The organism is Chryseobacterium sp. KBW03 (assembly GCF_003852415.1).
GTDB classification, from domain to species: domain Bacteria; phylum Bacteroidota; class Bacteroidia; order Flavobacteriales; family Weeksellaceae; genus Chryseobacterium; species Chryseobacterium viscerum.
In genome coordinates this window covers 122,222-149,133 of the sequence record NZ_QAJO01000011.1, presented here as the reverse complement: position 1 = coordinate 149,133, position 26,912 = coordinate 122,222, and the positions used below count along the sequence as shown (strand labels likewise).

Annotated in this window: 23 protein-coding genes; 15 read left to right on the top strand and 8 right to left on the bottom strand. The window is 35.7% G+C overall.

Going from position 1 to position 26,912, the window contains the following annotated elements; translation table 11 throughout:
* Positions 1-47: 47 nt before the first annotated feature.
* The 5 genes from pgi to DBR39_RS19425 form a co-directional block, all read right to left on the bottom strand.
* Positions 48-1,688, bottom strand: a complete 1,641-nt coding sequence (pgi, locus tag DBR39_RS19445; RefSeq protein ID WP_124535861.1) for a glucose-6-phosphate isomerase — start codon at positions 1,686-1,688, stop codon at positions 48-50.
* A gap of 202 nt (positions 1,689-1,890) precedes the next feature.
* The gene (locus DBR39_RS19440; RefSeq protein ID WP_124535859.1) at positions 1,891-2,496 is read right to left on the bottom strand and encodes a hypothetical protein; all 606 of its coding nucleotides are present in this window, start codon (positions 2,494-2,496) and stop codon (positions 1,891-1,893) included.
* Positions 2,486-2,920 (bottom strand): RNA polymerase sigma factor, encoded by a 435-nt coding sequence (locus tag DBR39_RS19435; RefSeq protein WP_410494267.1) that lies wholly within the window; start codon positions 2,918-2,920, stop codon positions 2,486-2,488. Before DBR39_RS19435 ends, DBR39_RS19440 begins: the two co-directional genes overlap by 11 nt.
* Before the next feature lie 99 nt (positions 2,921-3,019).
* Positions 3,020-3,895 carry a TraB/GumN family protein gene (locus tag DBR39_RS19430; RefSeq protein ID WP_124535855.1) on the bottom strand — a complete coding sequence of 292 codons (876 nt, stop codon included), beginning with the start codon at positions 3,893-3,895 and terminating at the stop codon, positions 3,020-3,022.
* A 157-nt stretch (positions 3,896-4,052) separates the two neighbouring features.
* The gene (locus DBR39_RS19425; protein ID WP_124535853.1) at positions 4,053-4,964 is read right to left on the bottom strand and encodes a DUF4349 domain-containing protein; all 912 of its coding nucleotides are present in this window, start codon (positions 4,962-4,964) and stop codon (positions 4,053-4,055) included.
* A gap of 209 nt (positions 4,965-5,173) precedes the next feature.
* On the opposite strand from DBR39_RS19425, the gene DBR39_RS19420 reads away from it, so the two are divergent.
* The gene (locus tag DBR39_RS19420) at positions 5,174-6,532 is read left to right on the top strand and encodes an acyl-CoA dehydrogenase family protein (protein ID WP_124535851.1); all 1,359 of its coding nucleotides are present in this window, start codon (positions 5,174-5,176) and stop codon (positions 6,530-6,532) included.
* Between the two features lie 67 nt (positions 6,533-6,599).
* Here the strand turns inward: DBR39_RS19420 and DBR39_RS19415 are convergent, their stop codons facing one another.
* A complete protein-coding gene (locus DBR39_RS19415; RefSeq protein WP_124535849.1) occupies positions 6,600-6,977 on the bottom strand; it encodes a DoxX family protein in 378 nt (125 codons plus the stop codon).
* Positions 6,978-7,133: 156 nt separating this feature from the next.
* Between DBR39_RS19415 and DBR39_RS19410 the strand changes: the two genes are divergently transcribed.
* Entirely contained in the window at positions 7,134-7,382 is a 249-nt protein-coding gene (locus DBR39_RS19410; RefSeq protein WP_124535847.1) for a bacteriocin-like protein, read from the top strand.
* Positions 7,383-7,498: 116 nt separating this feature from the next.
* On the opposite strand, the gene DBR39_RS19405 is transcribed toward DBR39_RS19410, so the two are convergent.
* Together DBR39_RS19405 and lon are read right to left on the bottom strand one after the other, a co-directional pair.
* Positions 7,499-8,611, bottom strand: coding sequence for an AI-2E family transporter (locus tag DBR39_RS19405; protein WP_124535845.1), 1,113 nt, complete (start codon positions 8,609-8,611; stop codon positions 7,499-7,501).
* A gap of 207 nt (positions 8,612-8,818) precedes the next feature.
* Entirely contained in the window at positions 8,819-11,224 is a 2,406-nt protein-coding gene (lon, locus tag DBR39_RS19400; RefSeq protein WP_124535843.1) for an endopeptidase La, read from the bottom strand.
* Positions 11,225-11,484: 260 nt separating this feature from the next.
* Between lon and DBR39_RS19395 the strand changes: the two genes are divergently transcribed.
* The 13 genes from DBR39_RS19395 to serS all read left to right on the top strand — a co-directional run bounded on the left by DBR39_RS19395 (position 11,485) and on the right by serS (position 26,905).
* Positions 11,485-13,638 (top strand): peptidylprolyl isomerase, encoded by a 2,154-nt coding sequence (locus tag DBR39_RS19395; protein ID WP_124535841.1) that lies wholly within the window; start codon positions 11,485-11,487, stop codon positions 13,636-13,638.
* Positions 13,639-13,764: 126 nt separating this feature from the next.
* The gene (locus DBR39_RS19390; RefSeq protein WP_124535839.1) at positions 13,765-14,715 is read left to right on the top strand and encodes an MlaD family protein; all 951 of its coding nucleotides are present in this window, start codon (positions 13,765-13,767) and stop codon (positions 14,713-14,715) included.
* Between the two features lie 11 nt (positions 14,716-14,726).
* Positions 14,727-16,061: a (Fe-S)-binding protein gene (locus DBR39_RS19385; RefSeq protein WP_124535837.1), complete on the top strand. Its 1,335-nt coding sequence runs from the start codon at positions 14,727-14,729 to the stop codon at positions 16,059-16,061.
* A 12-nt stretch (positions 16,062-16,073) separates the two neighbouring features.
* Positions 16,074-17,471 carry an AAA family ATPase gene (locus DBR39_RS19380; protein WP_124535835.1) on the top strand — a complete coding sequence of 466 codons (1,398 nt, stop codon included), beginning with the start codon at positions 16,074-16,076 and terminating at the stop codon, positions 17,469-17,471.
* A 2-nt stretch (positions 17,472-17,473) separates the two neighbouring features.
* Positions 17,474-18,004 (top strand): hypothetical protein, encoded by a 531-nt coding sequence (locus DBR39_RS19375; protein WP_124535833.1) that lies wholly within the window; start codon positions 17,474-17,476, stop codon positions 18,002-18,004.
* 4 nt (positions 18,005-18,008) lie between these two features.
* Positions 18,009-18,794, top strand: a complete 786-nt coding sequence (locus DBR39_RS19370) for a (Fe-S)-binding protein (RefSeq protein ID WP_124535831.1) — start codon at positions 18,009-18,011, stop codon at positions 18,792-18,794.
* A gap of 20 nt (positions 18,795-18,814) precedes the next feature.
* Positions 18,815-19,951 (top strand): hypothetical protein, encoded by a 1,137-nt coding sequence (locus DBR39_RS19365; protein WP_124535829.1) that lies wholly within the window; start codon positions 18,815-18,817, stop codon positions 19,949-19,951.
* A gap of 111 nt (positions 19,952-20,062) precedes the next feature.
* Positions 20,063-20,551, top strand: coding sequence for a hypothetical protein (locus DBR39_RS19360; protein ID WP_124535827.1), 489 nt, complete (start codon positions 20,063-20,065; stop codon positions 20,549-20,551).
* 99 nt (positions 20,552-20,650) lie between these two features.
* Positions 20,651-21,784, top strand: a complete 1,134-nt coding sequence (locus tag DBR39_RS19355; protein WP_124535825.1) for a glycosyltransferase — start codon at positions 20,651-20,653, stop codon at positions 21,782-21,784.
* 10 nt (positions 21,785-21,794) lie between these two features.
* Positions 21,795-23,048 (top strand): oligosaccharide flippase family protein, encoded by a 1,254-nt coding sequence (locus tag DBR39_RS19350; RefSeq protein ID WP_124535823.1) that lies wholly within the window; start codon positions 21,795-21,797, stop codon positions 23,046-23,048.
* Positions 23,049-23,114: 66 nt separating this feature from the next.
* Positions 23,115-25,013: an asparagine synthase (glutamine-hydrolyzing) gene (gene asnB / locus DBR39_RS19345; protein ID WP_124535821.1), complete on the top strand. Its 1,899-nt coding sequence runs from the start codon at positions 23,115-23,117 to the stop codon at positions 25,011-25,013.
* A gap of 38 nt (positions 25,014-25,051) precedes the next feature.
* Positions 25,052-25,570 carry a hypothetical protein gene (locus DBR39_RS19340; RefSeq protein ID WP_124535819.1) on the top strand — a complete coding sequence of 173 codons (519 nt, stop codon included), beginning with the start codon at positions 25,052-25,054 and terminating at the stop codon, positions 25,568-25,570.
* A gap of 66 nt (positions 25,571-25,636) precedes the next feature.
* The gene (gene serS, locus DBR39_RS19335) at positions 25,637-26,905 is read left to right on the top strand and encodes a serine--tRNA ligase (RefSeq protein ID WP_124535817.1); all 1,269 of its coding nucleotides are present in this window, start codon (positions 25,637-25,639) and stop codon (positions 26,903-26,905) included.
* Positions 26,906-26,912 lie beyond the last annotated feature (7 nt).

Here is a 26,912-nt window from a genome sequence, read left to right as displayed (position 1 = left end):
TTTTACTTTTTTACTTTATAGATTTACTTTTACTTTCTTTTTACGTACTATTTATTTTCTTTATAGTAACTGATCAATCCATTGGTAGAGCTGTCGTGAGAGCTTATTGCCTCATTGTTCTCAAGCTCAGGAAGGATTTTACTGGCTAATACTTTTCCTAATTCCACTCCAAACTGGTCGAAGCTGAAAATATTCCAGATTACGCCCTGAACGAAAATTTTGTGTTCATACAAAGCGATCAGCTGGCCTAATGAAAAAGGAGTTAATTCCTTGAATAATATAGAGTTGGTAGGAGTGTTTCCGTGGAAAACCTTGAAATTGATCAATCTGTCTATTTCTTCATCAGATTTCCCTGAATTTCTAAGTTCTTCTTCAACTTCCTCTTCCAGTTTTCCGAAGGCAAGTGCTTCAGTCTGAGCGAAAAAGTTCGCTAATAATATATCCTGATGGTCAGAAACTTGGTTCGGGCTTTTTGCATAGGCAATAAAATCTGCCGGAATCAATTCTGTACCTTGGTGGATCAACTGGTAGAAAGCGTGCTGACCGTTTGTACCTGGTTCTCCCCAGATAATAGGTCCCGTTTCATATTCTACGAATTCACCATTTCTATCTACACATTTTCCGTTGCTTTCCATATCTCCCTGTTGAAGATAGGCCGCAAATCTGTCCAAATACTGAGAGTAAGGTAAGATTGCATAAGTTGTTGCAGCGTAGAAATTACGATACCAGATCCCAAGAAGTCCCATTAATACAGGAACGTTTTCAGAGAAATCTGCAGTCTGGAAGTGTTGGTCTGTATCAAAAGCTCCTTTTAAAAGCTGTTCGAAGTTTTCATATCCTACAGAAAGAACAATGCTTAATCCGATAGCACTCCAAAGTGAATATCTTCCGCCTACCCAATCCCAGAACTCAAAAATATTTTCTTCAGCAATTCCGAATTTTTTAACGGCTTCAATATTAGTAGACAGCGCAACGAAATGTTTGGCAACATCTTCCTGTTTTCCAGCTTTTAGGAACCAATCCTTAGCTGAATTTGCATTGGTCATTGTTTCCTGAGTGGTAAATGTTTTGGAAGCAATGATGAATAAAGTGGTTTCAGGATTTAAGTTTTTTACCACTTCTGCGATATGATTTCCGTCCACGTTGGAAACAAAGTGAACATCTAATCTTGTTTTAAAATGCTTTAAAGCTGAACAAACCATTACAGGTCCCAGATCTGAGCCTCCAATACCAATGTTGACAACATCAGTGATCTCTTTTCCGCTGAAACCTTTGTGCTCTCCTGAAATAATTTTCTCAGAAAAAGATTTCATATGGTCAAGAACTCTTTTAATATTTGGTTTGATGTTTTCTCCATCCACAAGAATTTCACGGTCAGAGAAATCTCTTAATGCCGTATGAAGAACAGCTCTTCCTTCCGTTTCATTTATTTTATCACCGGAAAACATTTTAGAAATAGCATCCTTTAACTGGCTTTCTTCAGCCAATTGTAATAAAAGCTCCTTGGTTCTTGAATCGATTAGATTTTTAGAATAATCAAAAAGATAGTTGTCCTTTTGCAGAGAAAACTCACTAAAACGGTTCGGGTTATAATGGAAAAGGCTTCTAAGATCAAAATCATTTCCACCGAAGTGTTCATCAAGTGCCTTCCAGCTATTAGTTTGTGTTGGATTTATTTTTGATAGCATAGTACAGAATTTTTATACTTCAGAAAATCATGTATTAGATGAAAATAACTGACAATCTATAATGATTTATTTCTGATTTGCAAATTTACGGAAAAATAAAACCTCAGATAAATTTGAAGATGAGAAATAACGATTTTTTAAAAAACAAAGCCTCAGATATTCTCTGAGACTTCATTTTTAGGGTGTATAAAAAGCGGTTAAACTATTCTTCCATTTCGTTCAGGATCTTTTCCAGTTGTCTGGCACTGGGTCCGTAAATATATTTTGTCCATAAGATAATGCTTACTACAATAGCAAAAACGCCTATCAATACTAATAAAATGAGTGATAGTTGATGTTTATTAGTAATATCAGCTAGCGATTCACCCTTTTTCTCCAACATATTAAAGGCGATTAAACCCAGGGTTATTAGAAAATGGGGAAGTAGCAAGAAACCAAAAGACTGGTATCTCTCCATGTTTAACTTGAGCTCATGATAGATTTTCCACAGGCTGTTTCTTGTATTTCCGGTATAAAGTTCTGCTTGTTTGTAAAATTGATAAAATCCGAATAGATAATAACAGGATACTACTACCAATACAGCGTAAGATATATAATAAATAATATACTGTGAAGAGGGAAATTGAAATAGTAGCGGGAATAACCCAATAAGTATGATGGAAAGAACCTGTGCAGGAAATTCCTTTTTCATACTCTTTTGAATCTTTTCTATAGGATGTTTACTTTCTTTTAATTGTTCTATAGTATCAGGAATATGGACGCTGCCGCCTTCGTTATTCCATTGTTCTTTTAATTGATCAAAATTCATAGCCTGATTTTTTTATGATTTGTTGTATTTTTTCTTTTGTTCTGTTGAGTTTTACACGGGCATTGCCTTCACTGAGTCCTAAATTATTCCCTATTTCTTTGTGAGACATCCCTTCCATGAAATAGAATATAACTGCTTTTTCTAAGGAATTCAGTTCCTGAACGGCACCGTAGAAGATTTCCAGCTGCCTGTCCTTTGTGGGATTATAATCTTCCTGCTGTACTTCAAAATAAGTAGGAGCATCTGTGTGGTTATTGGATCTCTGCTTTTCTTTTTTTAAATATGTAATAGCAGTATTGATGGCAACCCGATACATCCAGGTAGAAAACTCACTGTTCCCTTTGAAGGTCTGATAGGATTTCCAAAGCTGGATAAGGATCTCCTGCTGCAAGTCTTCCCGGTCCTCTAAAGAATCTGCATAGATCCGCGAGGCTTTATACAAAATACCTTTGTGCTGGTTGACAAGCTTTAAAAAAGCAGTTTCAGTTGGATTGCTCACAATAGTTTCATGGTTTGGTTATGATTATAAACTTGATACAGGTTTTACAGTATAACCTTTTGCCTGCAGAAGAGGGATGATGCCATTTTTGCCCATAAGATGAGATCCGCCCACCGCAAATAAAGAACTTTGGTTTTTCATTATTTCAGGCATTGCTTTTACCCAGTTTTGATTTCTGTCGGTAAGCATTGCTTTTTCCTGTTGGGTATTCATAAATCTTTCATCCTTAAAAAGACTGTAAAGTAACTGTACATTTTCATTTTTAAAAGCTTCTATCATCTTTTTAAAAAGGCTTTCATATTCCTTACTCATTTTTAGCTGGGCGATGGTGATTTTCAGGTTATAAGCTTCATTCATGCTTTTCATCTGATCCTCTACCTTTTCAAGTCCTCTGACCGTTTTTTTATCTTTTATTGCTTTCTGAAGAAGTTCTATTTCATAGAGCTTTATTTCAGTCTGGGGACATGGGATCGCTTTAGTAGAAAGAAGAGCATACAGTGCTTGTGGACTTGATGAGTCTATACTTTTTAGATCCGTCCCGTAATCAGCAAGAATTGTATTCAGTTCTTTGGCTTCATCCGGAGAAAGCTGATCTGATATTTTTTTATCTGTCTGATACATTTTTTGCAGTGATTTTATTTCAGCAGGATCAGTATAATTGATCTCCATGACAAAATTTTCAGATTTCTCAAGCGCTTTCAATATCTTGGATTTTATTTCAAAATCTTTACTGCATAAGATATGAAAAGTTCCGGTAATATAAGACGGCTTAGAGAGACCATTCCCGGATACTTCCCAAAGCAGGCTGTTGTCATTGCTGGTAGTTGCTTTCTGTGCTTTTGCAGTCATCGTACTCATTGATAATAACGCTGCGAATCCAAGTTTTACTAAATTTTTCATACTATTAATTTTTTTTGATTTTCTATTATTTTAAAGAGTAGGTAAAGCAGGCGTTACAATCGTTACAGTTTTTTTTCAAAAAAAATAAAAACCTCCCGGAAAAGGAGGTTGTAAAATCTAAAATTATGATGATAACCAATTGGTTAGGAATGTTTTTTTATTCTTGAATTTTTGGCTGCCCAGGCTTTGAAATTCTTTTTTTTCTTAGGAAATAGATCACAGCAGCTGCAATTAATAGGATCGGCCAGATGTTGATAAGAGCCACTATGATTTTCTGAATCAGGTAGAAACCATAAACAAAGCCATCTTTGGCGTCATAAATGAAATTGTATTTATATTTATTATCAATGCTTGTTGTGTTGGTAACCGCAATTTCTGCAATACGCAATTGAGGTTCTTTGATGTAAATCTGAATGGTGCTGTATTTAAGATCGTCTGTCATATTCATACTTGACAGCTTTTGAAGATTTCCTTCAGACATATTCTCATCGTCTAAGGTTACTTTATCCTTATTGGTTTTCAGCTTGCTGATATTTTCAGAGGTTTTTTGATTTCTTTTCCCTTCAAGTTCAGAATATTTGATGTTGGCAGTCACATCTTCCGCATTAATGGATCGGGAATTAAGAAATAATTTGTTCGTATTGATTGACATTAAAAGTTCACCTAATTTCTCAGTCGGAATACGCACCTGCATTGTATTTTCTGTCTGATATTTTTTAACCAGCATAGCTTCTTCATTAGAAGTATTGTAGGTATTTTCAGAAACCACATTGCTTTGAAGATTGCTGTTGGTAACAAATCCTCCAAGCTCCTGAACCGATTTTTCAATAGCAATGGTCGCATTATATACATCTTTTACCTCCATATTGACATCTGCAGTCTTGATGAACTGTTTGTCTTTTACCTTCATGTCTGCAACCGATGAAATACTATCAGATACAACAACTGCTGCAGAATCAGTAGAAGCATACGCTTCAAGATCTGTGGTTGCAACCTCTCCCTTTTTACATGAATAAATACCTAATAAAAGAACGGCGGACAATGATAATTTAATGTAAGTGGTTTTCATAGCGTTTATTTTTAATGTTTTTGCTTGAGTCAAAGTTCAGTCAGGATCTTTTGTAACGCTTGAAAATCAAAAGTAAAAAACTTGTAAACGGAATATTCTGTTTTAATGAGTTGAAATTAAGTGCTTTGTAAAACATAGTTGAGCCTTGCACATTGCTTTCGGAGCAATTTTTGCTTATCTTTTACAAACCAAAACTACAATCTATCATTATGTCAAATACTTTTTCCAAAATCAGAAACGCAATAGGACTATTCACATCCATAGATTTTGATCAGCTGAGTGCCATTTCTCAAAAAGTAGATCTGCCAAAACTGATGCATAATTTTTCAAAACTGGATGATAAACAGCTTTCCGGGCTTATGAAAATGCTTGATCCCGAAAAGAAAAAAAAGGAACTTCCTCCTATTGATGGAGACTTCTATGATATCTACCATACTCTGACTCCCGAACAGCGCGAAATTCAGCTTAAAGTAAGAGCATTCATGGAAAAAGAAGTGAAACCTTTGGTTAATCATTACTGGCTCAGAGATGAATTTCCTTTTGAACTGATTCCGAAATTCCAAAAACTGGATATCTGCGGGGTTACCTATGAAGGGTACGGCTGTCCGGGAATGCCTTTTCTGATGGAAGGTGTTATTGCGATGGAGATGGCGAGAATAGATGCTTCTATTGCCACATTTTTTGGAGTACAGTCGGGGCTGGCGATGGGATCTATTTATATCTGTGGTTCCGAAGAGCAGAAACAGAAGTGGCTTCCGCAGATGCAGAAATTTGAAAAAATAGGGGCCTTTGGGCTTACAGAGCCGGAAGTGGGTTCCGGGGCAGCGGGCGGATTGACTGTAACCTGCAAAAAAACACCTGAAGGATGGGTGCTGAACGGCCAGAAAAAATGGATTGGGAATGCCACTTTTGCCGATCTTATCATTATCTGGGCAAGAGATTTAGACAGCGGAGAAGTAAAAGGATTTATTGTAGAAAAAGATAATCCGGGATATTCCGTAGAAAAGATCAAAGGGAAAATGGCTTTAAGAATTGTGCAGAACGGATTGATCACCTTAAAAGACTGTCTTGTAACCGAAGAAAATCGTTTGAAGAACGCCAATTCCTTTAAAGATACTGGAAAAGTACTGAGAATGACACGGGCAGGAGTGGCATGGATGGCCACCGGATGTGCAAGAGGGGCTTATGAAAGTGCATTGGATTATACCCGAAAAAGAGAGCAGTTTGGAAGACCTATCGCCTCATTTCAAATGATTCAGGGACATCTGGTAGAAATGCTTTCTAACCTTACTGCAATGCAGACCATGGTTTTTAGACTATCTGAAATGCAGGATGAAGGAATTTTAAAAGATGAACATGCTTCGCTGGCTAAAGTTTTCTGTACACTCAGAACAAGAGATATTGTTTCCAGGGCAAGAGAAGTGCTGGGTGGAAACGGAATTTTGCTGGAATATGATGTCGCTCGTTTTGTAGCCGATGCCGAAGCCATTTATTCTTATGAAGGGACAAAAGAAATCAACTCGCTCATCGTAGGACGATCGATTACAGGATTCAGTGCTTTTGTGTAAGGAGCAGGTAGGAGGTAATAGGTTGCAGATTATATTACCTATAATCTGCAACCTATTATCTGCAGTCTTATGAAACTAAATGCTTGTATTTTTCTTTGTTGTCAATAATGATCCAAAGGTTGATCAGGAACATCACCCCGGCGATGCTCATTCCCATTGGAGATTTATCCATCGTGAAAACGTGGGTAACAATTCCTACCATGACAGGTAAAATAACAATGGCCCCTAACGCTCTTGTTTTTGGGAAAATGAATAGTAATCCGCCAATGACTTCTACGATACCCACTAAAGGCATCAGCCAGCTGATTTCTCCAAAAGCAGAGAAAAGTTTCATTTGCTCTGGAGTAGGTTTCTCCATTGGCATATAATTAAAAAACTTGTTTAATCCGGCATTAATAAACATAAGCCCGAAAAGTAAGCATAAAATGAATTTTACTATTTTCATGATTGATGATTTTATATCAAATGTAAAATAAAAATAGGATTAATTGATTTAATTTTTGTAAAAAACAATTAATTAATGTTAATGGTTGGTTAATGTTGGGTTTTGAATAATTTTATTATCTATATTTGAGATGCAAACAAAAACTAATAAAATATTATGTTGAAAAACTTAAAAAAATTAAACCGTACGGATTTAAGAGAAATTCAAGGGGGCGGCGGCATTGGAAAATGTGATATAGGCCCAATAGGATGTCCATGTAAAATTCCACCTGGGGATCCTTGTTTAGGCGGGGGCGGAGGTACGACACCACCACCGGATTATGGATACTGCCCGGATATTCAGGCCAATATTCTATGTACAGAAACCTGTCCAAACGGAATGAGCCCATACTGCGCTCTTCCATAGTAAAATATAAAAAGACTGTCTTGAAAAAGGCAGTCTTCTTTTTTATATAAAGTTAAGGTCCGAAATAATCTCGCTTACCCGTTATTATCCATTACTCATTACTCATTACCCATATTCTAGTCCATTTCCTCCAGAGTAATATTCTTAGAAATCTTATAGCTTTTCTTCTTTTTATTAGGTTTCTGTTCTTCACCCAATAATCTTCCCCAAGGTTTGAGGTCATCCACTCTTTCACAGATAATTTTAATAATAGCAATGGCTGGAATACACAGGAACATTCCTGCAATTCCCCAAAGATGCTCGCCCAAAAGAATACCGATAAAAGAAAATAAAGCATTGATCTTTACTTTTGAGCCTACAACAAATGGAAGAACAATATTTCCATCTACCGCATGAATCGCAATATAACCCAATGCAACATAAATACATGTGGAAGGAGTTGAAGTGGCAAATGCTATAAAACATGAAATTAAAAGAGAAATAAAAATTCCCAGATAAGGAATGACGTTTAGTAATCCTGTCAGAACTCCTAAAAGAATAGCATATTTCACGCCCAGAATTGTAAGAAGGATTGAAGTAAGAATAGATACGATAATTACTTGCAGAAAAAGTCCGAAGATATATTTCTTGGTCATAATACGAATCTCACTTACGGCTTCCTGTACACTCGCTTTATGTCTTTCGTTGAAAACAGTAACGATAAAATTATTTAAAAGCCTTCTGTAATTTAAAATAAAGATAAAAAACAGAGTGAAAAATATAATAAAACCGAATCCTGTTGAAAATATCCCAAAAGTAAATCCTAAAATCATTCCTGAAGAAGATAGTAGTTTATTCAATCCCTGGTTGATATAATCTACCTGTTCATCCACTTTCACATTGAATGTTTTGGAAACCCAGTGCTGCAAACCATTAAAAACAGTTGTGAACTGTTCTTTAAGGTGGGGAAGATCCTTGCTGAAATCAGAGAGCTGATTGGTAAAGAAATAAATGATTCCACCTAAAATCATCAGCATAATAAATACCGAGGTCATGGTAGACATTGATCTTGGAAACCTTAGCTTTTTTTCCATAAAAGTGGCAGCCGGTAAAAACAGCATGGCCAGCAGGAATGCCAGGAAAAACGGAGCTAAAATACTCTGTCCTAATGCCAGAAGATAACCAAGGCCGATAATGGAAACCACCACCAGCGAAAGCTTGAGAAGGAAAGGGAGTCTAAGAAAATTCATAATCTAAAAATCTGTAGTGTGGAATAAAAATAAGAAAACCCCACTGAATTGAAAAATTTTTATTCAATCCTTCAGGGTTTTTCTTGTAATGAAGCAAATTTTATTCCACCCAATAAATAAAATTCTGTTTTTATTTATAAAACAGAAACACGCTCTGAATATCAGAACGTGTTTCCTTATTGAGAAGTTAATATGTTATAAGTTGTTTTATGCTTCAATAGCGATGTCAATTACTTCCTCCATTCTGTTGACGTAATGGATGCTTAGATTTTTCAAATAATCTTTTTTGATCTCTTCCACGTCTTTTCTGTTGGCTTCACAAAGAATAACATCTTTTACTCCTGCTCTTGTCGCAGCAAGAAGTTTTTCTTTGATCCCTCCTACAGGAAGTACTTTTCCTCTTAACGTAATTTCTCCTGTCATGGCAAGGTGAGGTTTTATCTTTTTATTTTTAAAAGAAGAAACCATTGAAGTCAGCATCGCAATACCCGCAGAAGGTCCGTCTTTAGGAGTTGCTCCTTCAGGAACATGGACGTGGATGTTTTTTTTATCCAGTTCTTCCTGAGAGATTCCCAGTTCGTCATGCTTGGCTTTAATATATTCCAGGGCAATCGTAGCAGATTCCTTCATGACTGTTCCAAGGTTTCCGGTCATTGTCAAAGAACCTTTTCCGTTGCTTAGAATACTTTCAATATAAAGGATATCCCCACCTACACTTGTCCATGCAAGACCTGTTACAACCCCCGGAACTCCAGTGATTTCAGATAAGCTTTTTGGTCTTGGTACACCAAGGATCTCATCTACTTTTTCCACTGAAATTTTTGGATCATAATCTTTTACCAGAGCAGTCTGAAGAGCTGTCCATCTTGCAACGGCAGCAATTCTTTTCTCCAGAGTTCTTACACCGCTTTCAGAAGTGTGGGCTTCTATAATATGCTTTAGCTCTGCATTTCCAAGTTTGAATGATTTAGCATCTAAACCATTTTCTTCCTGTTGTTTCCTGATTAAATGTCTTTTCGCAATCTCAGTCTTTTCTTCCAAAGTATAGCCGGCAATCTGAATAATTTCCGTTCTGTCCAAAAGAGGAGTCTGTATTGTTGAAAGAGAATTGGCTGTAGCAATGAACATTACTTTTGACAAATCATACCCCATCTCAAGGAAATTGTCATAAAAAGACTTATTTTGTTCAGGGTCAAGAACTTCCAGAAGCGCTGAGCTTGGATCACCATGAATACCTTGTGCAATTTTATCAATCTCATCAAGAACAATTACCGGGTTTGAAGTACCGGATTTTTTGATAGATTGTAAAATCCTTCCCGCCATAGCACCAATATACGTTTTTCTATGTCCGCGGATTTCGCTCTCATCATGAAGACCACCTAGTGATAATCTTACATATTTTCTTCCTAAAGCATCTGCAATAGATTTTCCTAAAGATGTTTTACCCACTCCCGGAGGCCCTACCAATAATAAGATAGGAGATTTCATGTTGTTTTTTAATTTTAAAACAGCCATGTGCTCCAGAATTCTTTTCTTGATATCTTCCAGTCCGAAATGTGCCTTGTCTAGTACTTTTTCAGCCTTTGCAATATCAAAAATATCTTTTGTATAAGTTTCCCATGGAAGATCTGTAAAGAAATCCAGATAGTTTCTCTGTACATTATAGTCCGGAGAATTAGGATTCTGACGTTGAAGCCTGTTGATTTCCTTTTGGAAATGCTCCTCTACTTCCTTGCTCCATTTCTTAGTTTTAGCCTTGGCAATTAGATCTTCAACATCACTTTCAGGTCCTCCGCCCAGTTCTTCCTGGATGGTTCTGATCTGTTGATTCAGAAAATATTCTCTTTGCTGCTTGTCGAGATCTTTTGAAGTCTTCTGATGGATCTGATTTCTTAATTCCAGTTTTCTGAAATCCTCATGCATCATTTCGTAGCATTGCTTAGCCCTTATCATCAGGCTTTTCTCCTCAAGGAGCTTTTGCTTGGCAATCGAAGAAAAATTGGCATTGGTACAGATGAAATTCAGAAGATCATCATTATTGTTGATGTTTTTGATCGCGAAATTTGCTGCATTAGGAATATTAGGGTCCAGCTCAATGATCTTTAAAGCAAGATCTTTGATGTTTTCCAGTAATGCCTCATATTCCTCCTGATCTTTAGGCTGGGTATCTTTTAATTTTGATATTTCTGCTCTGAAATAAGGCTGGTTTTCAATGATCTTTTTAATCTTAAATCGGTGAAAACCTTTAGTAATAGCAGTAATATTGCCTTCCGGGAGCTTGATGATCTTAATGATCTTGGCCAATGTACCGGTTGTATAAATATCTTTTTCGGAAGGTTGTTCCAGATCCGAATTTTTCTGGCTTACAATTCCAATGAAATCTCCGTTCTTCTGTGCTTCCTCAAGAAGTTGTATTGAGGTTTTTCTCCCTGCAGTAATAGGAATTACCACATTAGGGAACATAACCATATTTCTTACGGGAAGTATAGGGAATATTTTCTGTTCGGAATTTTTATCAGTCTCTGCGAAGTCGGAAAGATTGATTTCTTCAGTAACGATATCAAAACCGTCGCTGATCATTTCTTCTAAACTAATATCTTCAAATTCTGTCATAGTAAATCGAATGACAAATTGTCATTTTCGTTTTTTATCGTTATTGGGATTTTTTATAAGATGCGCTGAAAACGTGTGGCATATTATAATATTCTAGAAATGCACAATACTTATGCCATTTGTTTTTTACTTAAAAATGCGGTCAAAATTTCCTTTTTTAGTTAATCTTTATATTAAAATTCAAAATTAAGCACTTCGATTTCTGTAATTTCTTAAAAATGTGTATTTTCGCAAACTGATAAAAAACTATAATTTATAAAATGGCAATTTTAGGACAGATTAGGAGTAAGCCTTGGCTTTTAATGGGTGTAATAGCCTTAGCGCTTTTGGCGTTCTTGGTAAACCCGGATAGTATCGACAAGGTTTTTGGTAAGAATCCTGACGTTTTAGGAAAAGTAAACGGTGAGAAAGTCACCCGCGAAGAGTTCAATGATCAACTTTTCGTGCTGCAGCAGCAGGCCGAACAACAAGGTCGTCCGAAAAACGGTCTTGAAGAACAGGCTTGGCAGTTACTTGTACAATCTAAACTTATCAAACAACAGTTTGAGAAATTGGGCTTTGAAATGACTGATGATTATTTCTGGAATCAAATCCAGTACGATCAGATGTTTGCTCAGAATCAACAGTTCTTTGATGAGAAAGGTAATTTTAAAACTCAAGAGCTTAAAAAAGAAATTGAAACATTAAAGAACACCAATCCTCAAGGATATGCTCAATGGTTGAAAACTAGAAAGACAGTTGAGTATAGACTAATGGCAAGACAGGTGTTTACCAATATTTCAGCAGGTGTTACTACAGGTAAGAAAGAAGCTGAAGAATTGATGAAGCAGAGAGATCAGCTTGCAGATATCGACTTTGTGAAAGTAGACTATGCAGCTTATCTTCAGAAAACAAAGATCAATGTTACAACGCAAGATCTTGCAAACTACATCAAGCAGCACCCTGTAATGTTCAAAGCTGAGCCGAGTAGAAATATCGGGATCGTATATTTCCCATCTAAACCTAGTGCAGCAGATGATGCAGCAACGCTGAAAGAGATTACAAAACTTTATTCAGGAGGTACAGATGCAAGTGGAGGTGCTGAAAACTTCCAGAATACGAAAAATGATTCCATGTTTGTAACGGTAAATTCTGATGCGCCATTCAACCCTCAATATGTGAATCCTACACAATTGCCTCCAACTATAAAAGATCAAATCACTGCAGCAGCAGTAGGTCAGACTTTTGGCCCTTATAAAGAGCAGGATGTATACGTAGTTTCTAAGCTTGTAGGTAAAAGAGCTTCAGATTCTACATTATCAAGACATATCCTTATTGCTTTCAAAGGAAGCCCGGCAGGTGAAGGAGTAACAAGAACTAAGGAGCAGGCTAAGAAATTGGCAGACTCTATCGGTGCTATTGTAAAAGCTACTCCAGCTAGATTTACAGAATTCCTTAAGGTTTCCAGTGATCCGAATTCTGCCGCTCAGGGAGGTAGCTTAGGATGGACAACTCCGGAAACGCCTTTCGTTCCTGAGTTCCTTACTTACCTTGCAAACAATCCAAAAGGAGCTACAGGAGTAGTAGAAACACAGTTCGGTTACCATATCATCAATATTGAAGATAAAAAATCAGGATCAATGGGGTATAAAGTTGCTAACCTTGTGAAAGCAGTTAAACCTTCAGATGCTACTGAGGCTGAAACAGATAAAAAATCAAGAAAATTCATTCAGCAGGTTCAAGGAAAATCTTTCAACGATTTCGTGAATATTGCTAAGAAAGGGAACTACCAGTTCACCAATCCAAAAGCAGCAAAAAGATTTGAAGGTCAGCTTCAGGGCTTAGGTACTGAAAAAGATCCGGAGATCCTTACTTGGGCTTTCGATAAGAAAAGAACTAAAGGAGATACTGAATTATTTACAGTAGAAGGAACAGGTGATAAAATTGTAGTTTATCTAAACGGAAAACAAGATGCAGGTCTTGCTGATCCGGAATCTGTGAGAGATCAGATTGAAGTTCTTGTTAAAAATAAATTGGCGGCAAAACAAATCTCTGATAAAATTGCAGCAGCGAAAGCTTCAAGCTTAGATCAGATTGCTAAATTATTCGCGGCTCCAAAACAGTCTGCTCAAGTAAACCTATTGAACCCTTCAATAGCTGGTACTATGGAACCTAAAGTTGCCGGTGCAGCATTCGGTGTTGCAAAAGGTAAACTTTCCAATCCGGTTGAAGGAGGAACAGGAGTTTATGTTTTGATCAAAAAATCAGAAACAGTAAACAAACAACCTGGAGATCTTAAGCAGTTCACAGAGTCTCTTACTCAAAGAAATTCCGGAATGTTCGGACAAGCTTGGATGAAGAGTCTTCAGGACAATGCAGATATCGAGGATTACAGAATTGAGATCTGGAACAAGCTGGGAAATCAGCAACAATAAGAAATTCATTTCAATAATATAAAAAGCGACAAATTTTTTGTCGCTTTTTTTGTATTTATCGCAGAACAATAAAGGAAAAGATTTATTTAAAATGTACTATATTTGCTTATTAGAAAAAATTAGCAAGTGAAGTTCAGTAAAGAAATAAAAGCAGGTGTGATTACACTTCTAGCTATTGTAGGTTTTGTGGTGTTGTTTCAGTTTATGAAAGGGAAGAGCCTTTTTACTACTGACAATATATTTTACGCAAAATATGATAATGTAGAAGGCCTTGCGCAGTCTTCAGCAGTTTCTATCAACGGTTTGAAAGTAGGGCAGGTGGATAAGATTATTCCTCTGACCGCGAAAGACGGTAAAATCAATTTTGTTGTAAAAATTACAATAGATAACAAATTCGAGTTTTCGAAAAATTCATCATTGGAAATCTTTGAACCAGGATTAATGTCCGGTAAAGAGATGAGAGTAAACCTTGCATATGGAGGTCAGACGGCTAAAGACGGAGATACTCTGAAAGGTGCTTTCAAATTGGGAACACTCGGAAGTCTTTCTTCTCAGGTAGGCCCGGTAAAAGATCAGCTGCAGGTAGTGTTACACAGAGTAGACTCTCTAATGGCTAATGCCAATCTGCTTGTTGATGCTCAAAACAGAGCTGAAATAAAAGCTTTATTATCCAATCTTAATAAAACAGTAGGAGCATTACAGACTACAGCAGGAAGTGTAAACAGCCTGGTAGGACACAATGACCCTAAACTACAAAAAGTATTGGATGATGCAAGTCTTACCATGCAAAGTGGAAAAGTGACTTTGGATAAATATGGAAACCTGGCTCAGAGCATCGATACTAAGCAGTTGAATTCAACAATTGCCAACTTAGATGCTACAGTAGGAAAATTAAATCAGGTGATTGGCGGTATTGATAAAGGAGAAGGAAGTTTAGGTAAACTGATGAAAGATGATCAGCTTTATAACAACCTGAATTCGGCTTCTACTAATTTGAATTCATTAATCGAAGATATGAAAGCGAACCCGAAGAGATATATCAACTTCTCGGTTTTCGGTAAAAATAACAAAGACTAATACGCCACCTTATGCAGTACATTGATAACATTATTTTCCTGATTTTATTAGTGGCAGGATTCGGGCTGTTTGCTAAAAGCCTGCTGAAAATCTACAGAAATATCAGGTTAGGTCACGAAATCAATAGAAACGACAGAAAAGGAGAACGCTGGGGAACCATGGCTCGTGTAGCGATGGGACAGAGTAAAATGACGGCACGTCCTGTTGCCGGAGTTCTACACCTTTTTGTATATGTAGGTTTTGTGATTATTAATATCGAATTAATAGAAATCATTGTTGATGGAATATTTGGGACGCATCGTTTTCTATCAAGTATTTTCGGACATACATTTTATAATTTCTTCACCGCAACATTAGAAGTTTTAGCACTTTTGGTGGTAATTGGAGTTGTTATCTTCTTTATCCGTAGAAATTTTTACGGAGTTAAGAGATTGACCATGAAAGAACTTTTCGGATGGCCGAAAAATGATGCAAACTGGATCTTGATCATTGAGTTTGCCCTGATGATGGCATTCTTTAAAATGAATGCTTCCGATTTTATTTTACAGACGAGAGGCATTTTTCCAGAACATGGAAGCTTCCCGATCAGTGAAATGACATTAGTTCCGTTTTTGGAAATCTTCAGTTTTGACAGCGGATTTTTGATGTTTACAGAGAAAGCCGCTTGGTGGTTCCACTTTGTAGGAATTCTTTTCTTCATGAACTATCTTTATTACTCAAAACATTTGCATATTATCCTTGCGTTTCCAAGTACATGGTATGCGAATCTTAATAAAAAAGGGAAATTCAACAATCTTGACTCTGTAACCAAAGAGATCAAATTAATGATGGACCCCAATGCTGATCCCTACGCAGCTCCGGCTGAAGGTGCTGAAGCAGATACTCCTTCTAAATTTGGTGCAGAAGATATTTTTGATCTGAACCAGGTACAGCTTCTTAATGCTTACTCATGTACAGAATGCGGACGTTGTACTTCCGTTTGTCCGGCTAATATTACCGGAAAAAAACTTTCTCCAAGACTGATCCTGATGAAAACCAGAGACCGATTGGAAGAAGTAGGAAGGAATATTGATAAAAACGGAAAATTTGTTGATGACGGTAAAAAACTGCTCAACGATTATATTACAAAAGAAGAACTTTGGGCATGTACAACATGTAATGCATGTACAGAGGCTTGTCCGGTATTGCTTGATCCGCTTTCCATTATTTTTGAGATGAGAAGATTCCTTGTGATGGAACAGTCTGCTGCGCCACAGGAACTGAATCTGATGATGACCAATGTGGAAAACAATGCTGCTCCTTGGCAGTATAATCAGGCTGACCGTCTGAATTGGGCAAATGATTAATTAATTTAAATTATGCAATCAAAACTTATTATTAAAAATTTTGGACCAATTGATAATGCTACACTGAATTTTAAAAGTGTAAATATTATTATTGGTGCTCAAGCTAGCGGGAAAAGTACTATAGCAAAATTGTTTACTATTTGTAATTCACCCAAATCATATCATTTATTACCTGAGGATGAGAGAAGAATTTCATTTTTTTCTTTAACTAAGAATAAAAGAGACTTAGAAATTTTTCAGAAACTAAGTATTGATAAATTTAAAGATAGTCTTAACATTTATTCTCTTGAAGGGTGTTATTCTAAAAAAACTGAAATTATTTATGATTGCCCAACTCATTACTTAGAAATAAAGAATGATAAAATATTATTTAAAGATAAATTAGATCTAAATAATATTTTAGAATTAGAAGATAAAAAAAAATATAAAGAAGTTGAAAAAGAATTTGATAAGCTTGCAAAACTATCAGATAGATTTGATTTACTCTACAAATTCTCTGTAATGTGGTCTCGAATGTCTAGTGAAGAAAAATTCAAACTAGAAAATGAAGATTTGCATGATAAATTTGATGAATTTTCTAAGGATTTTAATAAATCGGATAAAAACTTAACGGATACAGAAATATATAGTATTATTGAGCAGGCAAGAAAAACGAAAGTAGAAATTTTTTATAATAGTCCGTTATATATTCCGTCTGAGAGAGTATTAGTTCACCTTCTAAAAAAAGCGGCATTAAATCTTCAGAGATATGATATACCTATACCAGAGCATTTGTTAAACTTTGCAAGTGTATACAATAGTGCTACTGAAGCCATAAAAAATTATGATTTAAATTTTATTAATAATAATACGCTATATAAAAATGTAAATGGAGAAGATCGGATCTATTATTCTTCAAGAAAAAGTATTAAGCTTTCAGAAAGTGCATCTGGTTTTCAAAGTATATTACCTATTCTTCTTTCAATCAAATATGAAAAAGAAAAGACAAAGAGATTAAATTATTCATTTGTTATTGAAGAGCCTGAAACAAATTTATTTCCTAAGGCTCAGTATGATCTATTGAAAATTTTAGAAAGCGGAAGGCTTGATGACTATGGAAAAATTGATAAAGGAAGTATGCATCTTTATACTACCCATAGCCCTTTTATATTATCCTCAATAAATAATCTCTTATTTGCTCATAAAAAAGGGAATGATAATAATCAAAAATTTTTTGAAAATATTAATAAAATTATAGATTCAAAATCTTGGATAAATCCAAATGATTTTTCCGCATATCAGGTATCAAGTGGTAAAGTAAAATCAATATTTAATTCAGAAACGGGGCTAATTGAACAAAATATGATTGACATGGTTTCTGAGAATATTATAAATGATTTTAGAGAAATTGCCTTATCTTCAATGGAATAAGAATGGATAGTATTTTTAATAAAAGTAATTTTGGTTCGTGTATTACAGAACATAATGATATTGAAATTTATATAAAAGATATAAATAATTCATCTTGCGAAATCAGTAGTAAAATTGATTTTGATGTTGTTATTGAAAATAAAAAAGGTGAAAAAATTTCTTTTTTAAAAATTGATAAATGTGTATACCAAGATGGTGATGGGCAAGGAAGAAAATGTGATTTATCAATAAATAATAGTGAAAAAGTTTATTTTATTGAGATTAAATCTATTAAGAAAGAAAATTTGCAAAAGGCATTAAAAACTAATGATAGAAAGGATGATGCATTGGATCAACTAATTCAAACGATTAATAAATTTAAAAATAGATTTCCAACAATTTCACTTAGAAATGTAAATGCAGTTATAGCGTTGAAACCCAATATAAATATTTATTCTCAACCAATTCAAACTGCTGAACAAGTTCGTATAAATCAATTATTAACTAGTTGTGGTACACCAAATCTCTATTTGGGAAACAAAATTATAATTTAAAACAATGGAACTATCTATAAAAACAATGGCAGAATATGCTGCCGAAGGAAAAGCCCCGGAAGTTTTATTTTGGGTTGGATGTGCGGGAAGTTTTGATGACCGTGCTAAAAAAATTACAAAAGCATTTTGCAAGATATTAAACAAAATAGGGGTTGAATTTGCTGTATTGGGACAGGAAGAAAGCTGTACCGGAGATCCGGCTAAAAGAGCAGGAAATGAATTCGTTTTCCAGATGATGGCCCTTACCAATATTGAAGTGCTGAATGCCTATGAAGTAAAGAAAATTGTAACAGCTTGTCCACACTGTTTCAATACCCTGAAAAATGAATATCCAAGCTTAGGAGGGCACTTTGATGTAGTGCATCATACTCAGTTCCTGAAAACCTTAATGGAAGAAGGAAGATTGAAAATAGAAGGAGGAGCCTTCAAAGGGAAGAAAATTACATTCCATGATCCATGCTATTTAGGACGTGCCAATGATGAATATGAAGCTCCGAGACTATTGCTTGAAAAGCTGGATGCAGAGCTTGTAGAAATGAAGCGTTGCAAGACCAATGGACTTTGCTGTGGAGCAGGGGGTGCACAAATGTTTAAAGAACCTGAAAAAGGAAACAAAGACATTAATATTGAAAGAACAGAAGAAGCTTTATCTTTTGAACCTAAAGTAATTGCTACCGGATGCCCTTTCTGCAACACGATGATGACGGATGGGGTAAAACACTTTAACAAAAATACTGAAGTTGCCGTAAAAGATATCGTTGAACTTCTTGCTGAAGCAGAAGATTTATAGTTATAATCTTATACAGGTTTATGAAAGTAAAATGGAGACTCTCCTTTTTGTTTGTAATTTCGATACTTACTCTTCTTACATTCTGGAACTATCAAAACAGAGTATATGACTGGGATATGCCAGGCTATATGGGATCTATGTATACTTCCGAATTTCCGGACTCACCGGATAAAGTTCGAATCATTACGTATCAGGAAATAAAAAAAGAGGCTCCTGCAGAGCATTACGCAGACGTAATCGGAATAAAGCAATGGGACATTCCCAGGCAGTATTTCGTAAAAAATACACAATCTTTTACAGAACAATTACCCTATTTTCAAATCAAAATAGGGTATATTCTTGTGATAACTCTTTTTTATAAGCTTGGACTTTCCTCCCCAATGGCCGTCCTGTTTACCAGTCTTATTTCTTACTTTTTTTCAGGATTATTATTATTTTATATTCTAAAACTCCTGTTTCCGAAGAAATACTGGCTTGCTGTACTATTAACAGTTGCTGCTATGCTTCTGCCGCCAATGACCTATATGTCCAGGGTTTCTACACCGGATATGTTTATTTTTCAGTTTATGCTGATCTTTATTATTGCTTTGATTAAAAATTGGAGCAAATGGATCATGTTTCTGCTTCTTTTTGGAATCACTTTTATACGTCCGGACTATATTACTTTTACTCTGACTTATATCATCGCTGTTTTCTTCTTTTACTACATTAGAGAAAAGAAAATTGATGTTTCCCTTATTGCACAAGGGACAGTGCTTTTACTGATGTACCTGGCAATTATTAAATTTTACCATTATCCCGGCTGGAAAGATGTCTTTTATGACACGTTTATAGACAGAAGACCTATTATCTCTACCCATCCTATTGATGTCAGTTTAATGGAGTATTTAAGCATCATTTATATCAAAATTATTTACTTTAAAAAAGTGACTTTATCCGTAGCAATTATGATTGCCGTTATTTTCTGGAAATCAAAAGATATGTGGGTAAGGATGATATCAGTTCTTTTCCTGGTGAATGTTTATATCAAATTTTTCTTTTTTCCGCAATCGGCGGCACTGAGGTTTTTCTTCCCGTTTATTTTCCCGCTTTTCATTATGATGCTTTATGTACTGAGCAAAAAATACAATGATCTTAAACTCGAGAAAATTGCGTAATTTTGTCTTTTAGATTGTAAGGATATGAAATCACGGTTAAAGTAATATTCTGTTCCATGAACCGAATTGAAGAGTGATTGCACAGTGCCTTGAAAAATAAATTGTTACATTATGAAAATCGAAGAATCTAGCATTGTAGAAACCAACGACTACAGAGTTATTATATACCCGGCTTCAAGACCTTTTGAAACGAAAGAGGCAAAGATCATTACTGAAAAATTATTTGACTTCCTTGCAACTTGGGCTGCCCATGGAAAACCACTTTCTTCTTCATTTAAAATTGAAAAGAACCAGTTCATAGTGGTTTGTGTAGATGAAGAAAAAGAAATGGCTTCAGGATGCAGCATTGATGCATTAGGAAAGATCATGAGAGAAATTGATGAAGAATATCAATTGGGTCTTTTTGACAGAATGAAGGCAAGCTTTGTTGAAAACGGAGAAATAAAAACTTTAAAACTTATAGATTTTAAAACGAAGTTGAGAAATGGTGACCTTTCAAACGATATCCAGGTTTTTGATTTCTCTAAAAATACGTATCTGGACTTTTTGAGCCACTTCCTTCTTCCATTGGAGAAGAGCTGGGCGGCTTCTATAAAATAAACGCTATTAAGCTGATACAGCTGATCAAATATAAAGTGGGAACCTGTTTCCCACTTTTTTGTTTTATAATGTATCTTTGCATAGACTCGAGTAAAACGAATGCCTAAAGTACTTTTTTTAACGACCTCCCACAACTATAATGATGATCGCATCTTCTATCATCAGGCGAAAGCTCTTAGAGATAATGGGTATGAAGTGAAAATATGCAGCTTATATGCAGAGTACAAAGGCCATATTGATGGGATTGAAATAGAGTCTTATGCGGTTCTGGAAGAGAGTATAGAAAAGAAAATAGACACATTACGAAAGGTCTGTGATACCTTTCAGCCAGAATGTATCATTTGTTCCGAACCTTTGGCAGTAATAGCAGCAAAGAAGTTTGTAAAAAAACATAAAGCAAGCTATATCTATGATGTTACAGAATGGTATCCTTCCATGTCTATGCTTGATGGATACCGATATCCCGCTAAAATTTTCCAGGCTGTCAAGTTTTCTCTTATTCAGTTGTATGCAGGATTTTTAAGTACGCATTTTATTTTTGGAGAAACCACCAAAAAATTTCCCTTAGCCTACCTTTTTGGATTTAAAAGGCAGATAATTCTACCTTATTATCCTGATACTGTTTACATCAGGGAAAGTGTAAAAAGACTTGATCCAGAAACCATCACACTCTGTTACACAGGTCAAATTTCTAAGGATAAGGGAATTGATAATTTCTTTAAAGCAGCAGATAAGGTTCGTCAAAAATATCAGGAGCTTCGTATGAAGATTCTTATTATAGGATCAACTGTACAGGAAAGTGATGAACTCTATTTTTCAACACTATTGAAAAAGTATTCTTTTGAACATATTGAGATCAGAAAACCCACTACTTTTGAAAAATTTACAGAAGCATTGGCAGAAGCAGATGTTTGTTTTGACCTTCGGGAAATCAATTTTGAGAACAATCATTCACTGCCGATTAAACTTTTTTACTTTATGGGCGCAGGAAAACCAGTGATCTATTCAAACTTGAAAGGAATCAGAAAGCATATGGGAGATCTCTCATTTGGTAATCTGGTAGATCCGCAGAACGCTGAATCCATTTCAGAAATTATTATCAATTATATCAGGAATCCGGAGCTGTATTATTCACATGCTCTCAATGCGCGAAAAGAATTTAACGAAAAATATAATTGGGAAGTGATAAGAAACTCCTTTGTCGATTTTGTGAAAAGTTCTATTGATAAATAATCATATCACCATGCAGCTTACTATTATTAAAACATTTGTCTCACGTTTTCTTATTCTGATCCTCAGTTTCGGTCTGGTGATCTATTCTACGAATATGTGGGGAAGTGAGGGTAAAGGAACCATTTCTATTGTGGTTGCCAATGCTGCTGCAGTAAGCTTTTTCAGCAGTATCTTTTCAGGAAGCAGCGCTTCTTATTTTGCTTCAAGGTTTAAAATAGAAAAGGTTTTATTATATGCCTATCTATGGTCTATCCTGATTGGGCTTTTTGTGCCGTTTTTATTCAGTCTGGCTTCTATTCAGAGTGAATATCTTTTTTATCTTATCGGGATTTCAGTTTTTTCATCCCTTTTGTCTACTAATATCAGCTTGTTTATTGGAAAACAGGATATTAGACAGTTTAATGTGTATACTGTTTTACAGCAGCTTGTCCATATTATTTTTATCGGAACATTGGTATACGTGTTCGGAAAGAAAGATGTTTCCGTATATTTTCTTGCACAGATCGGATGTCTGGCACTTTTATCATTGACCAGCTTCCTGCAGATCATAAAAAAATGTAAGATTTCAGAAATTTCATTCTCTAAAGACGTTGCCAAAAACATGTTTGAATATGGCTGGAAAACCCAGCTGAGTGCCTTTGTTCAATTTCTGAATTACAGGCTCTCATTTTATTTTTTAGAATATTTTGAAGGCATTGCCAGTGTAGGAATCTTTTCAATCGGGGTTACATTTTCAGAAGCTATTTGGACGATCACGCGAAGCATTGCCGTTGTTTTATACTCAGATGTGGTGAACAGCAAAAGCAGAGAAGAATCTGTAGTGAAAACCAAAGAATCCCTGAAGCTGACATTTATTTTAATGATAGGTTTTGTGCTGGGAATCATAATCATACCCTCACAGGTTTATGAGATGATTTTTGGGAAAGAATTCAGAAATACCAAAGAAATCATGCTCCTTTTATCTCCCGGAATCTTTGCCATTGCGGTAAGCGATATGGTAGGACATTACTTCTCGGGAATGAGAGAGTTGAAAATCCTGAATGTAAAATCAATAGTTGGGCTGATCGTTACCGTTGTATTCTCCTTTATTGCGATACCCAGGTGGGGAATTTTAGGAGCTTGTATTGCCACCACATCCTCCTATTTGGTTTCCGCTTTCCTGCTGTTCCGGAAGTTTTATGGCGCTACAACATTCAGTTTAAAAGATTATCTGGTTTCAAAAGAAGAAATACAGCTTTTAAAAGAAAAATTTCTGAAGAAATAATTATTCTCTTCAGGTGCAGAAAATAAAGTCATTTCCCTATTTTTACAAATCTATTAAGACTTTACTATGTGCGGAATCAGCGGTTACTATTCATTTCATAAAAGTATTTCCTCAAAAAATATTCTGGAAATGAATCAGGCGATCAGACATCGCGGACCGGATGATGAAGGATTTTGGCTCTATGAGCATGGTCAGGCAACTTCTTTTTCAGGAAATGATTCTACCCTAAAAATTAAAGAACAATTTCCACTTTTACAGAACAGAAATTCAGAAATTGCCTTAGGTTTCCGCAGGTTATCCATTATTGATCTGTCTGAAAAAGGGCACCAGCCTATGCTCTCGGAAGATGAAAAGATCATTATTACTTTCAACGGAGAGATTTATAATTTTAAAAAATTAAGAAAAGAACTTGAGGCTGCAGGACATTTTTTTCAAAGTAATTCCGATACCGAAGTCATTTTAAAAGCTTATCAGGAGTGGGGAAATTCAACCTTTGCAAAGCTGGACGGCATGTTTTCCCTCTGTATTGTTGATCTTATCAGCCAAAAACTTATGCTGGCAAGAGACAGAGTAGGAATGAAGCCCCTATTTTACCATCAGAGTGAAAAAGGATTGGTTTGGGCATCAGAAATAAAAGCGCTGTTAAAAAATGAATTTGTAAAGCCTGAAATCAATTGGAATGGAGTGTACACCAATTTTCTTTTTCAGACTACGCTGGCCCCACAAACATGCTTTCAGGATATTTTGTCCCTTGAACCTGCTTCTTTTATGACCATTGATTTAAAAGATCAGAAGATGACCAAAGAGAAATTCTGGAAGCTGCCTTTACCATCTTCTGAAAATATTTCTGAAGAAGAAGCCGTAAGAGAAGTAGATGAATTGTTGTCTGAAAGTATATCAGAACAACTGAATGCTGATGTTCCTGTTGCAGTGATGATGAGCGGTGGAATAGATTCTACCTTAATTGCTTCAAAATCAAAACCTTTTAATGCCCATATCAAAACATACACGATCTCTTATCCATTTTCTGAGGAAGAAGTGAAAAATGCATCTTTGGCTGCTGAACATTTTGGCGTTTCGCATGAGGTAAAAGAGGTAAGCGATGAAGAAGCTCTGGAACAGCTTAAAGAAAATATCCAGCATTTTGAAGAGCCGTACAGCAGTTTTGAAGTGCTGATCAATGCAGCAAAATATGCACACGATAAAGATTTTAAAGTGGTATTAAGCGGAAATGGTGCTGATGAGCTTTTTGCAGGCTATTCTCATACTTTGAAACTTAAAAGATGGCTGCTGATGAAGAATTTTAATTTTATAAAACCTTTTATTTTTACGAAAGATAAATTTTCACAACGGGTTAAAAATTATTTCGGTCAGGATTATCTGTTTGACTTTTTCCGCCAGAGTCAGATCAGTATGATGCCTCTTGAAGCTAAAAATCTTATTACACCTGCCATTTACAACACCATTAATACTGATTTATCTTGTTACCATGGTCTGGAAATAAAAGGATATTCAGGATATTTTGAATATGATATGAAATATTCCCTGTCTTCCCATCATGTCTTCCGGGATGATCTGAGTGCGATGAAATACAGTGTAGAATTTCGGTATCCGTATTTAAGCAATAACCTGATCGATTATGTGGCAGCATTACCTGAACATATCCGCTTTAATGGAATACAGAATAAGCCATTGCTGCGTAAAGCTGCAGAAAAATATCTTCCCGACTCAGTTTTGAATATGCCTAAAAAAGGATTTTCGTTTCCCGTCAATTATTTCATCAAAAATGAAAAAAAAGTAAGGGACTTTATTGTTGAAACCCTTGAAAGCTTAAAGAAGAGAAACTTTTTCAACGTAGCCGTGATTGACGAATGGTGGAATCATCAGGAACACGAATATGATTGGGTGAAAATCTGGCAGCTTGTCACTTTTGAGTTGTGGTATCAGAAATATTTTGAAAAATAAAGAAGCAGCCTAAAGATTAATATTTTACCTTTGTAATTATGATGAAATATTTTTGGGGCATATTTGTTGCGTTTTTTGCACTGGTAAGTTGTAAAAGTGATGATGATTCTTTGCAGAGAGTGGATCAGGTACTTAATATCTATATGAAAAACAGTGCCGGTCAGGATCTTCTGAACAATAAGCTTGCAGGGTCTTACACCGGGTTTTCCGTGAACGATGTTTTTGGAACAAAAGATATTTCTCCGGTAAGTATTTCGTTAAGAACGTCACCGGAGTCATTATTCTATATGGAATATCTCGCAGGGGCAAAGAGAAGAAGATTAGATTCTATCAGCCCAGAAAATCCGGGAACAGGAACTTCTTACTTTTCCAGAATGCAGATTACATTCACAAAAAGTACTAATGTAAGTGATAATGTGATAGGATTGCTGGAAGTTCAGTATCGTAATACGCCTACAGCATTCCAGGTTTCAAAGGTATTATATGACGGAAACGAAGTATTTTCAAAAAATGCTGATGCACCAACTTCGATAAATACCGTTACTATCACAAAATAATTTTTAAATTTGCACAATTGTTAGCTTATTATAAGCTAAACATCTAATATTTAACATCTAAATAAAATGTTACAAGTCAATTTTTTGCGCGACAATAAAGAACGCGTTTTAGAAGGTCTTAAGAAAAGACAATTCAAAAATCTTGAGTTGGTAGACGAGGCTATCGTTGCCGACGACGAAAGAAAAAGAATCCAGTTTGAACTAGATTCCCAGCTTTCCGAAATCAATAAAATTTCGAAAGAAATTGGACTTTTGATGAAAGAAGGGAAAAAAGAAGAAGCGGAATCTGCAAAATCTAAAACAGCACAATACAAAGAGTCGAGCTCAGAATTGAAATCCCAGTTAGAAGTTAAAGAAAATGACTTACTGAATATTCTGTACCAGCTTCCAAACATTCCAAATGAATTGGTGAAAAGTGGAGTTTCTGCTGATGATAATGAAAATATTTTCCAGTCTCATCCTGTAGAAGGTCTGGGTGAAGGAGCTATTCCTCACTGGGAACTGGCCAAAAAATACAACCTGATCGATTTTGAATTAGGGGTGAAAATTGCCGGAGCAGGTTTTCCTGTATATTTAGGAAAAGGAGCAAGATTGCAGAGAGCTTTGGTTCAGTATTTCTTAGATAAAAATGTAGAAAAAGGATATACAGAAGTAAATCCTCCTCACGTTGTAAATGAAGCATCAGGTTTCGGAACCGGGCAGCTGCCTGATAAAGAAGGACAGATGTATTATATCAACGAAGATAAATTATACCTGATTCCTACGGCAGAAGTTCCTGTAACGAACCTTTACCGTGATGTATTGCTTGATGAGAAAGATCTTCCGATCAAAAATACGGCATTCTCTCAGTGCTACAGAAGAGAAGCGGGAAGCTACGGAGCTCACGTAAGAGGATTGAACCGTCTTCACCAGTTTGAAAAAGTAGAGATTGTAAGAATTGAAAAACCAGAAAACTCTTATGCTGTTTTGGAAGAAATGGTAGAGCATATCAAAGAAATCCTTACTGATCTTGAACTTCCGTTCAGAGTATTAAGACTTTGCGGTGGTGATACAGGTTTTGCTGCTGCCATGACGTACGACTTTGAAGTTTGGAGTGCAGCTCAGGAAATGTGGCTGGAAGTAAGCTCTGTGTCTAACTTTGAAACTTTCCAGGCAAACAGATTGAAGTGCCGTTATAAAGCAGATGGGAAATCTCAGCTGGTTCATACCCTGAACGGATCAGCAATGGCTTTACCAAGAATTATGGCAGCATTGCTTGAGAATAATCAGACAGCGGACGGAATTAAACTTCCTAAGAAGATTGCAGAATATGCAAGATTTGATGTCATCAACTAAGCTAATC

Coding starts and splice junctions, on each gene's coding strand:
- asnB (WP_124535821.1), top strand. CDS start 23,115: ATGTGCGGAATCAGCGGTTACTATTCATTTCATAAAAGTATTTCCTCA.
- DBR39_RS19420 (WP_124535851.1), top strand. CDS start 5,174: ATGTCAAATACTTTTTCCAAAATCAGAAACGCAATAGGACTATTCACA.
- DBR39_RS19355 (WP_124535825.1), top strand. CDS start 20,651: ATGCCTAAAGTACTTTTTTTAACGACCTCCCACAACTATAATGATGAT.
- DBR39_RS19415 (WP_124535849.1), bottom strand. CDS start 6,977: ATGAAAATAGTAAAATTCATTTTATGCTTACTTTTCGGGCTTATGTTT.
- pgi (WP_124535861.1), bottom strand. CDS start 1,688: ATGCTATCAAAAATAAATCCAACACAAACTAATAGCTGGAAGGCACTT.
- DBR39_RS19385 (WP_124535837.1), top strand. CDS start 14,727: ATGCAGTACATTGATAACATTATTTTCCTGATTTTATTAGTGGCAGGA.
- DBR39_RS19440 (WP_124535859.1), bottom strand. CDS start 2,496: ATGAATTTTGATCAATTAAAAGAACAATGGAATAACGAAGGCGGCAGC.
- DBR39_RS19430 (WP_124535855.1), bottom strand. CDS start 3,895: ATGAAAAATTTAGTAAAACTTGGATTCGCAGCGTTATTATCAATGAGT.
- DBR39_RS19360 (WP_124535827.1), top strand. CDS start 20,063: ATGAAAATCGAAGAATCTAGCATTGTAGAAACCAACGACTACAGAGTT.
- DBR39_RS19410 (WP_124535847.1), top strand. CDS start 7,134: ATGTTGAAAAACTTAAAAAAATTAAACCGTACGGATTTAAGAGAAATT.
- DBR39_RS19365 (WP_124535829.1), top strand. CDS start 18,815: ATGAAAGTAAAATGGAGACTCTCCTTTTTGTTTGTAATTTCGATACTT.
- DBR39_RS19395 (WP_124535841.1), top strand. CDS start 11,485: ATGGCAATTTTAGGACAGATTAGGAGTAAGCCTTGGCTTTTAATGGGT.
- DBR39_RS19425 (WP_124535853.1), bottom strand. CDS start 4,964: ATGAAAACCACTTACATTAAATTATCATTGTCCGCCGTTCTTTTATTA.
- serS (WP_124535817.1), top strand. CDS start 25,637: ATGTTACAAGTCAATTTTTTGCGCGACAATAAAGAACGCGTTTTAGAA.
- DBR39_RS19340 (WP_124535819.1), top strand. CDS start 25,052: ATGATGAAATATTTTTGGGGCATATTTGTTGCGTTTTTTGCACTGGTA.
- DBR39_RS19380 (WP_124535835.1), top strand. CDS start 16,074: ATGCAATCAAAACTTATTATTAAAAATTTTGGACCAATTGATAATGCT.
- DBR39_RS19370 (WP_124535831.1), top strand. CDS start 18,009: ATGGAACTATCTATAAAAACAATGGCAGAATATGCTGCCGAAGGAAAA.
- DBR39_RS19375 (WP_124535833.1), top strand. CDS start 17,474: ATGGATAGTATTTTTAATAAAAGTAATTTTGGTTCGTGTATTACAGAA.
- lon (WP_124535843.1), bottom strand. CDS start 11,224: ATGACAGAATTTGAAGATATTAGTTTAGAAGAAATGATCAGCGACGGT.
- DBR39_RS19405 (WP_124535845.1), bottom strand. CDS start 8,611: ATGAATTTTCTTAGACTCCCTTTCCTTCTCAAGCTTTCGCTGGTGGTG.
- DBR39_RS19350 (WP_124535823.1), top strand. CDS start 21,795: ATGCAGCTTACTATTATTAAAACATTTGTCTCACGTTTTCTTATTCTG.